Origin of the sequence: Arthrobacter sp. UYEF21, assembly GCF_040546085.1 — a bacterium.
GTDB lineage: Bacteria > Actinomycetota > Actinomycetes > Actinomycetales > Micrococcaceae > Arthrobacter.
The window spans coordinates 185,973-198,362 of record NZ_JBEPNF010000001.1 but is presented as its reverse complement, the minus strand read 5'-3'; the positions used below and the strand labels follow the sequence as shown (position 1 = coordinate 198,362).

Genomic DNA, 12,390 nt, shown 5'->3' with positions numbered 1-12,390 from the left:
CAGGGGGATGACCGATGGGGAAAAGGGACAACACAATGGTCTTGTCGTACGACAAGACCTCCTGTGACCGTTGCGGCGCCGCAGTTCGCGTGGTCGCCCAGCCATGCCCCGAGTGTGATCGCAAGCCCGCTGTCGAGGAAACGAATGGCGCCGTGAATGCCCGTCGCACGATCGTGGATGGGATCAGAGCATCTATTGCTGACGATGCAGTTCGCGAACCGGCGCCACGGCTAGGGGTTCCAACCGTCACGTTGGATCAGCTCGACAACTACCTTGAAAACGCGCTAGAGCCCGTTCTCAGGTCCTTTTCGAAGGTTGCTCGTCGATCGACAACCGCTCAAGAAATAGCCACGCTCACCCAATTGGTGCGCCGCCAGCTCGACATGCTGGCAGCAGCAGCGACTATTCCCCGCAAGCGTCCCGACATTGAACGCATGAAGTACCTCAAGGATCAGATCGACGACTTCGGTCACTTGATCAATCGGTACCTCGACGCCCTCGCAGCCCCAAGCATGCACGAAGCCCAACGGCACGCGCGCCAAGCTCAGAGCCATATCGACGGGATGACGTCACGGCGCACGGTCCAGAATAGGATCAACGCCGCGCTGGGCGAGGTCAGCTCTGCTGACCTCTTAGATGCTGGCGGAATTGACCTGTTTCGGGCGCTCAGTGTCAGGCATGACGGACTGTCTGTGGCTGAATTGGAGCAACGAGGAAGTACCGAGTTCTCACATTTGTCCGGGCGGAAGCCCGAAGTCGGAACCGGGCTTTCATACCTAATGTGTGACCTGATTTCGGAGTCGAATTTTGACAGGGACCGATTTCGGACAGTAGTTCAGGAAACCGCTCAGTTGTGCAAGAGCAAATGCGAGACACTGGATTCACTGGCTGGGGACGCTGTCCTCCTGTCTGACCTTCACGAAGCCAAACTGAGGGCTGTTCAGGCTTGGGTTCGTTTTCAACGTACCGTCGCCGGGAGGATAACCACACCGTCCCTCGTACGAGAGGTTGTCGCGCTCTACAGCGAGGTGTTTGAACAGGTTGGAATCCCCATCATGGGTTCCCTGCTTCTGTTGTCCGGTCAGAAGACCATGCCCTACGCCAAGCTGCGTACGCAGAACGCCACAGGGATCGCAGACATCGTTTCCAAGACCCCTGCCCTGTCGGGGCTAGTTCACGGGCTGGACAATAATCTCCGTAACGCGACATCCCACGGGCACAGCTACACGGTCAACGAAGACTCGATTTCAATAAAATTGAAGAGTCATCAGGGGATACTGACGTTCGCGGACCTGACCGACAAGTTGATGACGCTAATCGAGAGCTTCACCGCGATCCAACTAGTCATGGACGATGAAGTATCCTCACGCGGGCAGGACGGACATCAGGTACGAGACCTCGAACTCTACGGGTTTTCGACTTCTGCTGTTGTCCGACTCTTGCTGACCGCACTTGACGTCACAGTGCATTCCATAGCGGATGATGCGGCGATTTGGCAGATAACAATCGGCGACACAGACCGGAGCAAATTCACTCTTGCAAAGGTCATCTGCAATGCGCTGCCGTCGAGCGTTGATACTTTGATACTGCGCTACGAACTAAATGCCGATGTCCATGTACTGACGGTCGCCGTCCCGGCACTCCGGGCTGTTTCGGCGCAACAACTGTCCGATCCGCTGAAGTTCCTCCAAGCCGCTGGATCGGTGCAAGTGGACGGCATCCCTGTGCTCGATACACCGGGGCGGAGACGCGTCATCGCGCGCCATCTCTCGAAAGTCTTAGCAGCAGACGACATCGGCGAAGTTGGTCGTCTTCGCACCTTGAGAGCGGCTGCTCAAACATGGTCCGACACTGAAGTTGTCGAAGCAATCCAAGGCGCCATCAGATGGCTCCGAGGCGTACCACCCCAAGCCGGAGACCAGAACTATCGGCTGGTGCTGACAGGCGTACTCGATGAGTGGAATCGGGCGGGTGACTTGGACTTACCCTAGATTGAAGTGCTCTCGCATGTACCGCAGGGCTCGCTTCGATCCTTTGAACTTAGTCGGAGTCGCGACGCGCTAAACCGCACGCGAGTTGCGAATGAAACGCGCGTTACGCCCGAAGGAAGCTCAATATTTCAACTCTAAGTCGACTAGATAACGCGAACATGACAAAGCAGGTTCACATCAACGCGATGGCGCTGGAGTGCACTCAGACTCGTCCCCAACTAACCGAGTTGTCCGTGGCATCTCGGATTTCGCAGTCTTGGGATATGCACCCCGAACGAATACTCACCGCACTTCTGGTGGGGATAGACCCAGCGCTACGGGATAAGCCACGAACCCTCAGTTACCCCCTATATGTGGGGTGCCATAGACTCCCTTGCCTCTTCTCTGCTACGAGTTCTTCAACATTGACTCATTGGGGACTGCAATACGAGCGAGTGTTTGTAGCCGAGGGGCGATGGACACAAACACATTGCTGTCCAAGCCCCTCTAATTGTTCACTCCGGTTATGGGCGGCGCTGCGCGCGGCATCGAGGCGGGCGGACGAATTTCAGTGATGTCGTCATGTCTGCTGAGAGCTGATGTTTGGTAGACGCGGAAACATGTAGGGGTAGTGCAATATGTGACTACTGAACAGTGTCCCCTTCGCTTTCTCTCGTGATATTCCTTCATCTTTCCTGTGAAGCGGTGCTGATGTGGTGGAGAGTTCGAAGCCAGCACGAAGCTTCGCCCCTCTTAGTCGTCTCCAGTCGTGAGGGCGGCGCTGAGCGCGGCTTCGGGGCGGCGGCAAGATTGTCGGTGGTGAACGATAGCCTCCGGCTATGACTCTTCCAGCAGCCACAGCGGAACAGATTTGCCTCCTTGGTCCGGCAGACGGCTTCACCTTCGATGACATCTACGAGACCGCTCCCCCTTCCCAGTTTGTGGCTGCCGTGCACCATGGCGCGCTCTGCTGTGGTGATGCCTATGAGGACGCCGCAGGACACGACGATGACGAGGTGTGTGATTGCATGCCGCCGACGAGGGGTCTCTATGCATTGGACCTTGACGCGAGCAGCGCTGACGGTTCGCGCTGGGTTTATGTATACGAGCGGGAGGTGCTGTGATTGCCCTTGTGGACGCATTGATGCGTGGCGGCGGACTGGAAGGTGCATCTCCCAAACAAATCCGCGCCGTGCTGGACAAGCTGTCGCTCATCGCGGTCGTGGTTCCGCATGGCAGTCTGCCTGAAGCCCGTTTCGGTGTGGCGGAGGGACAGGCATATGTTGCTCTGCTGAATGTCGATGGTGCAATGAATTCGACGAAGCCATTTGAGCACCACTATGTGTCCCCGTCGAGGGCTATGCGTGCGGTGAAGGAAGCGATGGCGGTGCACGCTGCGATAACCACAGAGGTGCCACACCGTCGTGCCGCCTATGACAAGGCGCGTGAGCAGTACCTCCGGCACCAACTCGAAGCCACGAGTGTTGCTGCTGGCGGCGCTCAGGCGCTTGCTGTGGGCGCGCTGTGATGAGCGTGGCTCCGGGTTATCCGATTCGGCGTTGGACGGATGAGCAGTTGGATGAACATGCAACTGCTGGTCCGCATGCGCCAGCGACATGCCAAGGCTGCATCCAATTGCACCGGAGGGCATTTGAGCGTGCGGCTGTTGCGCGTGGCGATGTCGCTGAACGTTTTGCCGAAGGATGGCTGTGATGGATATTCGAATTGCCAACGAGCAAATGGTCGCGTTCCTTGGGCTAGTCATCGCGAATGATCTGGCTGATGTCCTCGCGATTCGCAGCGAAGCGGGAGCGTACTGGACATCGTTTGAGCGTGAGCCTGCCGAAGACGGCACCGTATGGACGCAGGTCGGTACCAAGGTTTTGGTAGCGGATGGCACACCCGCGTTTCTTGATTATCTGATGATAAGCGGTTGTCCCGAGATTTATGCGGGGCGACTGCGCGCGCAGCGGGCGACGCTGTCAGAGGTCGCAAAAATCTGCGACATAAACACGAAGTACCTGCTATTGCTGTCGATGGCGCGCGCGTGGGACAACTGTGACGGCTTCGACCCTGCTTGGGACGGGGTTCCCGCTTTCAAATCCGCATTGCACTACAGCGATGATCTGGCTGATGCGATTCAGCGGGGAATGCCTGCGGGTACGGCAAGCTCGGGCATCATTGCTGGTGGCTGGCTCTAGGTTGCAGTCCGTAGACTCGCCGGTCTGACGTTTGCTCTACGGCGCGGTGACCGTGGGCGATGTCATCGCGATGACTGCGTCAGCGACTAGCTCGATGCACGCAGAGTCGCGAGCCCTTGGCGTCGTCACCAACCGTTGCGCTTGCGGTAAAACTTTTCCTGCTCTTTCCGGGCTGCGTCGGCGCGATCCCGGCTTCGCTGTGCATACCACCTATCGGATTCGCGCTGACGTTGGGCAGCCGCTGCATTCTTGTTTGCAGCACGCTCGCTGGGCGTGGCTCCGCCGAGCGCGATACCGAGCAACTCCCTGCCGAGCTTCTTGCCCGCTTGGTTTCTTGCGTAGCGTGCCGCTTCCTTAGCATCGAACTGTTGCTGCTCGAACGATTTGTTCTTAACGTGTTCAGTCCAGCCGTCCCCGTGCCAGTAGCGGATGTTTCCGTGGTCAATCGGGTCGTCATACCAGCCCTCCGGGTCTGCGGCGACATGTTCGGTCCACCGGCTGTCCCAATAACGAACCCTGCGATCCCCGAGACTCTGCTGCGGGTCGATGTACCATCCCGCCTCGCCCCAACTCCTTGCCGAAATATTGCTGAACAGCTCCATCGCACGGGTGTTTCTGGCTGCCTTGAGATCCCACGCTTCAGGAAGGTCCTCATCCAATTCGTTGAGCAAATGGATAATCATGTCCCTGATGCGCATACGTTTGGACCATATTGCGGTGTTCCAGAAAATGACGCAATCCGGATTGTTCGGGTCTTGAATCCAGCCCTTGGACGTAGGGTCATCCGGTAGCCCGTGGTTCGACACAGGGCGGTCAGAATCTTCGGGCTCGTGGATGACCGGACGTGCCGCACGGGCGCGCGCCGCAGCTTCAAGACGCTGCCTTTCATATTCTTGGTCAGCCGCATCGACGTTTTCGTTTATTACGTTCAGCTCCGCCGACGATGGATCGGTGAGCCGGTCCATCCGGTCGCGTTCCGGCACCGCTATCCCTCTCTTGCGAAGAGCCCAATCAAGGTTCGCGAGGATCTTCGCGGGCGTCCCATAGAATCCGGTTATACGGGAGCCGTCAAACCAGACAATCTCGTCAGGGTTATCGCTGTTCGGCACGAAGCGGGCAGCGGGAACGACGCCGATCCCCTCTGATTGGGCGACGCCGCCGAGCATCAGCAGCCACGACAGCGGCACCGAGTCATGCCCCCATGCCCCGTCCCAGTACCGCCGTCTGGTGCTGTCCGAAGCATCCGGATACCATCCCATTTCGGTAGGCGCGGCTGAAACCAGCTCGTTTCGCTTGAAGTACTCCGGTCCCGGAATGCGCCCAAGGTGGTCGGTCGCAGCGGACAATTCAAGATAGGTCACTCTGTCGTCGGTCCAATCGCCATCCCAATAGCGGGCGAACCGCGTGTCCTCCGGGTCGTTTTTCCATCCGACGGACTTCGTGACCTGCGACATTGTCTCCCCCAAAATAGTGCGCATCAAAGTTAGTAACCGTAGCGTATCCCGGTGCGTTGGGAATGCACCGCTTCACCTGCCAAACCGCTCCGAAGAAAGCAAGAATCCCAGCCGCAAATCAACTGGCGCTTATTGCTATTTCAGTTCTCAGCGCACCGCGTTCCATGTCCCGGAACGGCGCTTCCTAGAAAGAGTTCTGACAACAAGAGCGACAAAGCCAGCGAGAACAAGAGCGACACTCACAACGACCAGAATCGAGCCGAGCGCGCCATCGCCTGACCGATTCACCACCGCAACTACATCCGATTCCCGCATACATTCGGTCTGCATCGCAGACGGGGTGCTACTTGCGTGATGACACGGGAGACGCTGGCACACCAGAGACCGATCCTATGGGACGGTTACCTGCCCCGCTGCGGGGACAGCCGCTCGGACAGAGCTGTCGCTTGCGAAGGTAGAGCTGCCATTGCCCTGCGCGCTCTCGGGGTACGTTGCTCGACATTTTCTTACGACGGTGGCGGTGAGCTGGAGCGAAGGCACTACTGCTTCACCACGAAGTACGTGCCCTCTTCGTCGTCAGAGAATGCCGCCAGTCCACTGTCCGCAATTACATACGGTGCCGCATTGACGCCCACCTCAATTTTCGGCGATTCTTCCTCGTCCATATTGAAGTAGGCGACGGAATCGTCGCTCACTCCATACACGTCCCCGCTGTTGTTGATTCCCCTCGGGCGGAAATTGATTGCGCTGACAATTGGAAAGACCTTGTCCTCGGCGATATTCAGGATGCCGCCGTCTCTGCTGCCGTACTTGGAGTAGGCAACGTAGTTTCCGTTCTGGCTACTTACAGCGATCTTGAGGCATTCCTTATCAGGCACACCAAGGTTCGTGACCGGCTCTCCGCTATGAAGGTTCAGAACCCGGCACATGCTCGTAGGAGCGGCAGAGTAGATGTCTGAGTGGTCCCAGCCGACGATCTGGATCAGGCTGCCGAACTTCTCCACCCTCCCCGGAACTCCAGCAGTCCATTTTCCGTCGGTCAAGCCGTTCACACCGCGAAAGAGGTCAACTCCGTCATAGTTTCCAACCCATTTGGCTCCAGCCAGCGTCGGCTCAGGCGACAAAGCGCCATTCTCAATGTTCATCACCTGTGACTTCGTGACCGAGTAAGTGGAAGAGCCGGTCTTCACGGTCGTGCTAACGCGAACCGAGTCGTCTTTGACGGCGTTGATGTCGCTCTCTCCGCCTCTGCTGCCCCTCTGATAAGCCTTGTCTTCACCGACGAAGACAGACTCGCTGGGCCCGAGAACCTTGGAGAACCGCACTGTGCCGCTCTCATCGATGACGGTGACTGAGGACGCGATCGTCGCCTTGTCCGCAGCGACGCTGGTCGGATCGCCCTGTGACACCCCATTTTCGATGTACACAAGGTATCCCTTCCCGTTTCGCGAAATGCGGGACAGGCTGGAGCCCTGAACCGAAAATGCCGTCTGCTGCTTCGAGACGTACACCCTGCTACCCGAGCCGTCCACGACAACCAAAGCCCCCTGCCCGCTGTTGGTATCTGGTGAAGGGGACATTCCAGAGTCCGGTACGAAAGTCTCAACGTAGCCGGTGTAGTTCCCGACGGAGAACACTGCCTTTGCGGTGGGACCGGTGGTCGCCCACCAGCCTGCACCTCCCTGCCATGACGCAGGAAATGTGACCGTGCGGGCTTTCAGCGGGTCCTGAAAGTTCCTGTCCTTCGGTCCGGACTCGGCTGCGGAGGACTTGGAATCCGCGCCATCCTGCGGTCCCAACGGCTGAGTGCCGCCCGAAGCGCAGGCTGTCATACCTATGACTGAAACAAGTGCGAGCAGCGTGAACGAGCTACCGATTTTTCCCAAGGGGTTGCCTCTCTCTATGTTGAATTGGATTGTCTGAAGGGGAAGATGCGCAGAGACCTCACCTGAAGCTGGACTGCTGTCGTGGCTGCGGACAACGCAGACGACGCATCCACATCGGAGGCAGCCGTCCCCGAGATACACCCGGATTTTTCCGCCTAGCCGTGGCAAGTCTCCACGCCAGATACGGCTGCTGACCTCTCATTGGCAGCGTCGCTGTCACCCGATCCAGCGGGTGCCGCGTCCGCTCTTTCTAAATTGTCGACTGACAACTACGGCGACAAAGCCGGCGACAACAAGGGCGACAATCAGAAACACGAGAGCCGGATTCCCTGCGCCATCTTTGGTGACCACAGCAGACGCTTCGAATTGCTCCGCAGCCGTCGTCAGTGTCGTAGTCGGCGCGGGGCTAGGTGCTGCGGTGGTGGTGGGAGCAGACGGCTCCGAGGGCTGCGCGGGTACACCGGTCGGGGCTGGCTCGACCTTGACGGTCTCTGGTGAAGCAGCGGGGTCCACGACGGCGGGAGCGGCTTGGGCTGCCGGAGACCGATACTGCGTGACGGCTGGCTGACCCTGTACGGGCACGGGAACTTGGTAGGCGGGAGTTGGAGCAACATAGACGGGTGCCGGTGCGGGCGGGACGTACGGAGCCGGAACTGGTACGGGAGCTGGCGGAGCGTAGGGAGCTGGTGCCGGAGGCAGAGGTGGTGGAGGAATTGTTCCGGGCGCACCAGTGCCGCCACTTCCACCGTTCCCGGTGCCACCATTGTTGCCGCCGCCTGTCCCCGGACCCGTGCCGTCATCCTGACAAACCTGTGCGCCGTTCGACGCCGTCCAGCAAACCGTGGCTGCATGCGCTGGCGCAGCCAGCACGCTAGCGCCGCCGATAAGTAGCAACGCTGTAAGCAATAGCTTCGAGATTGTCCGCACGTATTCCCCCAAGTCGATGACGCCGTCCTCGATGCACGACGCCCTTCATCTCAGAATCCTAATGCATAGGGTCGACCATTTAAGGTCTAATCGAGAATGCTCGAATTATGCCTTGGTCCCCGGAACTCTCACGACGCTTGGGAGAAACAATTCGGGCTGTCCGTCTGAGTCTTGGTCTTAGCCAAGAGAAACTTGCTCAACGAGCCCAGATTACAAAAAATCAGGTCCAGCTCCTCGAAGCTGGCAGGGGGCACACGCGGCTTCTTGAGCCAATCTCAAACCCCAAGCTTTCCACCCTGTACGGGTTGGCGGACGCCCTAGGCATGGACCTACGGGACTTGCTGCCGCAGACTGACCAGCCGCCCGAGACATTTGGCGTCCTCCCCGTTCAGGGATGATGACGCCGCACCGAGGAAGGTAGCGCTTTGCTCGGCGATGACAACGCGAAACCTCCACTAGTCACGGCAGTTCTTTAGCTGGCGGCTATTGCGGCCCAGTCTGCGTTGCTGAGCCAGCTCACGAGGTCTGCGCCCGTTAAGCACGACGGAGATGCCCGCAATTGACGTGAGTACCTCGACTCTTCCTTGCCTCGGACGCGCCCCGAGTTATCCGGAACGGATTTTGCATGGAGAACCAGCGCCCCGTGTCGAGCCCTTGAGATCATCACTGAGAGCGTACGCGCCTCCTCGGCAAGTTCCTCAGAGGATTTTGCTTTGAAGAAGGGCAGAACACCTTCTTCCGCTCCAACAACACAAACCCAATCGAACTGCTGCCCCTTTCCTGCATGACCACTCAGCAAATGGACACCGGGAGAAGTTGTGAACGCGGATCGGTCACCAATCTTGACGCGCCCACGCAGTTCCTCGATCTCAGTCCCGCGCACAAGTTCGTCGTGTGCCCACTCCATCGCTTCCCGGAGGGATTTGCTAGCGTCGGGGTCCTGAATCGTGCCCGCGTCGCCCATGCTGAGGAGATACTGTATCGGGTTCTCCGCGCTCTCCCATTGCTCCAGCTTTAGTTTTGACAGGATTCGTTGGGTGACGATCGCGGTCTCGCGATCCAAAAGCGGGTCATCCCACCGGTGCCACGGCAGATCTCCTACTCGCATCAACTCGTCAACGAAACGTCTTCTTCCGACTGTTCGAGCTATGACCCCAACCCTGTGCTGGGGTGCACGCTTTAGGACGTAGCGGGCGAACCTTGACACCCACTCTGCTTCCTTTTCCACATCAGCGAAGGACTGGACGGCTCCCAGTCCGCCTGACGTCCACCTTTCCGGTTTAGCGCAGACGAGTTCCTCGCCGCCTGTTTGGTCTCGAAGGACATTGACGAGGTCCAAGACCGAGGGCGACGACCGGTGCGATTCAGCGAACGAGATCTGCGCCTTCGAGTCTCCTCTAATGGACTCGTGCACCGCGCTGGGCGCGGCGCCAGCAAACGTGTAGATGCCCTGAGCTAAATCGCCCGCGAACGTTATCCTGTCGCTGCCAATGCTCTTCAGCATCCGAAGCTGTTGAAGAGTCAGGTCTTGGAATTCGTCTACGACAACACATCCGAAGTGCTGATTGTAAATTTCTGCGACCCACGGACTCTGGAGAACGAGTTCAGCGAGACGGGGCAGGTCTTCGTACGTGAGGCGACGTTCCTGCTGACGTTTGGTTTCTATCGTTTCTGCGATTGGATCACCGAGCGCTCGGATCATCTCAAGCACTTCGTCATCGTTGAGTGACTGCAACTTGACCCGCTGGAGAACGCTGCGTACTTCATCAGTCCGATCGTAGCCAAGCCGCAAAGCACGACATTCTGCTGCAACCCAGTCACTGTCTGGCATCAGAACGTCGGGCGAAATACCGATTACGTTTCCGTGGGATCGAATGATCCGAGCTGCCAGTCCGTGCAAATTGGCTATTGTCACCTTTTCGCGCAATGTTCGAGCATCGACGTAGTCTGCAAGGCGTTCGCGAATATTATCGCGAGCCTTCTTGGAAAAAGTGACGACAAGTACACGTCGAGGGCTGCTGACCTGACCTCTAGCGAGAATTCCGGCGACCCGGAGCGCCAGTGCTTCCGTTTTGCCGCAACCCGCAGGAGCGACGACCATCAGGCTTAGCTCTGTCATGTCCCGTATTTGGGCTTGCTTGGCTGTCGGGTTTACCAAGTCGTACGCTCCGCGATGTCGCTAAGCATGGCGTCAACACTGGCGACTTTGCGCGCAGATGCTTCGTCCATAATGCTGGCTGCAACCAGTGCTGCCCGCACTTTGTAGCTGCTCTTGTACCGACAAAACTCAGCAACGTCAGAAGGTTGCAGAGTCCCACCCGGTCCGGAAGGTTTGCAGTTCCTCAATTCGTTCTTGGTGAAGAGCTTGGAGGATTCTATGGCGGCGAACAACTCGGCGTAACCGAGCGCGGAGACGTACTCATCCTCTAGGTCTGTCTCCGATACAAAGACCGAGTTGGCTGAAAAGTCCCCTTCTGCCAAACCGAGGTGCAACTCGGTTTGGCTAACAGCGTCACGGTCAATGAGCAGCGACATGTCCACATCGAATCCGGAGCTGCCGAAGAGCTTGTGGACATACTTGACATCGCCCGCTCCGCCGAGTTCCACCAGAGCGACCCCAAGCCGATCGAGGTCTCGGTCCGTCAAGTCCCCGACTCTCTGCACGATGATCCGGTCTGCCGGTCCCTCCACCAGCGTCACTCGACGTGAGGTGAGGGGCTCCAGCTTGGTTGCTACCCACCAGTGCGCAAGCAATCGCTCTTCAGCGTTAAGGAAGCCCGCTGAGGGCTGAACAATGACGCCACCGGGCTTCACTACAACGACGTCGTCGACCTCAAAAATGCCAACGATGTCGGGCGAGTGCGTCGCCAATATCTTCTGGTTGACGCCGTCTCGTAGCAGGCGACCCAAACTCCGCTGGCTTGAAGGATGTAGATGGATCTCGGGTTCATCGACAGCCACGATATTGGAGGATTCTGCAACGAGGTCATACAGAGCGATGGCGAAAAGCGCCCGCGCACCGTCGGACTGCTCCGTCATGTTCTTCAACTCGCCTTGCCTGCGAATCTGAAGTCGTACGTCCCGAAAAAGGTCCTCAGTCGCGGTGGATACGAAACTCAGGTCATCCTGCCGAATGCCCTCAGGAAGCGCCTTCGTAAGCTGTTTCGACAACTTAGCGCGCAATAGCGCAAGCACTGCCGAGTCGTCGAGCTTCCCCTGAAAGGAATTCACGACCGCCTTGAAAGCAGCCTCCTCCTCCCCGAGTTCAATCGCCGAGAGAATGTCGTCCAACGAACTGTTGCGGTCATCGCGGAAATCCCGCGACGAAGAATGAGCGGCGCCTACCGTCTTCCAGCCCAAACTCTGGAGCTGGTCCCGTGAAAGTTGCCTCCCCGTCGAACCATCCGGGGCGCTCCTATCTATGTTGAGAGTCTCCTCGGAGTCGAGGTCGGCTGCGAGCATGATTCGGAGGTACTTCTCCCCTGTAGAGGGATGAACATGAATCTCGTCAGGAAAATGAGCATAGTCATCTGCCTTCAGGTCGACCAGAATAGCTTCCACGACGAAACTCCTCGATTTGTCGCGGAAGTCCTCAGGACTTATGCGGCTGTACAAGGACGCGGTCGAAGCTCCGAGGAGAAGGTCCATACAACGCAACAAGGAGGACTTTCCAACATCGTTCGGACCAACAATCACCAGATGGTTCCGCACCTCTACAGTGCAGTCCGCCAAGCGACTGTGGTTCTCAATTCGCACAGAGCTGAGCTTCACGGACGTCCCCAATGTTCGAAACCAAAGCTGTGACCCGTCGCCCCAGCACTTCAACGTCTCAGTATCGCAAAGCGTGCGGACTTCAGTCCCCGCGACATGCCCACTCGACATCTACAGCGCGTTCCTCCGCAGGGACACAAGTGCAATCGCAGGACAGCTTGCTCATTCGAGCCCGGATCTT

9 protein-coding genes are annotated in these 12,390 nt (G+C 58.1%); 5 read left to right on the top strand and 4 right to left on the bottom strand.

The window, feature by feature from the left end; genetic code table 11:
- Nucleotides 1–41: 41 nt before the first annotated feature.
- From ABIB27_RS00880 to ABIB27_RS00865, 4 genes are all read left to right on the top strand, one after another.
- Nucleotides 42–1,991 carry a hypothetical protein gene (locus ABIB27_RS00880; protein ID WP_354253372.1) on the top strand — a complete coding sequence of 650 codons (1,950 nt, stop codon included), beginning with the start codon at nucleotides 42–44 and terminating at the stop codon, nucleotides 1,989–1,991.
- Nucleotides 1,992–2,809: 818 nt separating this feature from the next.
- Nucleotides 2,810–3,094 (top strand): hypothetical protein, encoded by a 285-nt coding sequence (locus ABIB27_RS00875; protein WP_354253371.1) that lies wholly within the window; start codon nucleotides 2,810–2,812, stop codon nucleotides 3,092–3,094.
- Nucleotides 3,091–3,498 carry a hypothetical protein gene (locus tag ABIB27_RS00870; protein ID WP_354253370.1) on the top strand — a complete coding sequence of 136 codons (408 nt, stop codon included), beginning with the start codon at nucleotides 3,091–3,093 and terminating at the stop codon, nucleotides 3,496–3,498. Before ABIB27_RS00875 ends, ABIB27_RS00870 begins: the two co-directional genes overlap by 4 nt.
- A 184-nt stretch (nucleotides 3,499–3,682) precedes the next feature.
- Nucleotides 3,683–4,171 (top strand): hypothetical protein, encoded by a 489-nt coding sequence (locus ABIB27_RS00865; protein WP_354253369.1) that lies wholly within the window; start codon nucleotides 3,683–3,685, stop codon nucleotides 4,169–4,171.
- Nucleotides 4,172–4,296: 125 nt separating this feature from the next.
- Here ABIB27_RS00865 and ABIB27_RS00860 read toward each other — a convergent pair whose 3' ends face one another.
- Together ABIB27_RS00860 and ABIB27_RS00855 are read right to left on the bottom strand one after the other, a co-directional pair.
- Nucleotides 4,297–5,649 (bottom strand): DUF2510 domain-containing protein, encoded by a 1,353-nt coding sequence (locus tag ABIB27_RS00860; RefSeq protein ID WP_354253368.1) that lies wholly within the window; start codon nucleotides 5,647–5,649, stop codon nucleotides 4,297–4,299.
- A gap of 515 nt (nucleotides 5,650–6,164) precedes the next feature.
- Nucleotides 6,165–7,511, bottom strand: coding sequence for a hypothetical protein (locus ABIB27_RS00855; protein WP_354253367.1), 1,347 nt, complete (start codon nucleotides 7,509–7,511; stop codon nucleotides 6,165–6,167).
- A 1,034-nt stretch (nucleotides 7,512–8,545) separates the two neighbouring features.
- Between ABIB27_RS00855 and ABIB27_RS00850 the strand changes: the two genes are divergently transcribed.
- Nucleotides 8,546–8,836, top strand: coding sequence for a helix-turn-helix domain-containing protein (locus ABIB27_RS00850; RefSeq protein WP_354253366.1), 291 nt, complete (start codon nucleotides 8,546–8,548; stop codon nucleotides 8,834–8,836).
- Between the two features lie 74 nt (nucleotides 8,837–8,910).
- On the opposite strand, the gene ABIB27_RS00845 is transcribed toward ABIB27_RS00850, so the two are convergent.
- Together ABIB27_RS00845 and ABIB27_RS00840 are read right to left on the bottom strand one after the other, a co-directional pair.
- The gene (locus ABIB27_RS00845) at nucleotides 8,911–10,596 is read right to left on the bottom strand and encodes a UvrD-helicase domain-containing protein (protein ID WP_354253365.1); all 1,686 of its coding nucleotides are present in this window, start codon (nucleotides 10,594–10,596) and stop codon (nucleotides 8,911–8,913) included.
- Nucleotides 10,590–12,320: an ATP-dependent nuclease gene (locus ABIB27_RS00840; protein ID WP_354253364.1), complete on the bottom strand. Its 1,731-nt coding sequence runs from the start codon at nucleotides 12,318–12,320 to the stop codon at nucleotides 10,590–10,592. The genes ABIB27_RS00845 and ABIB27_RS00840 overlap by 7 nt, the downstream gene beginning before the upstream one ends.
- Nucleotides 12,321–12,390 lie beyond the last annotated feature (70 nt).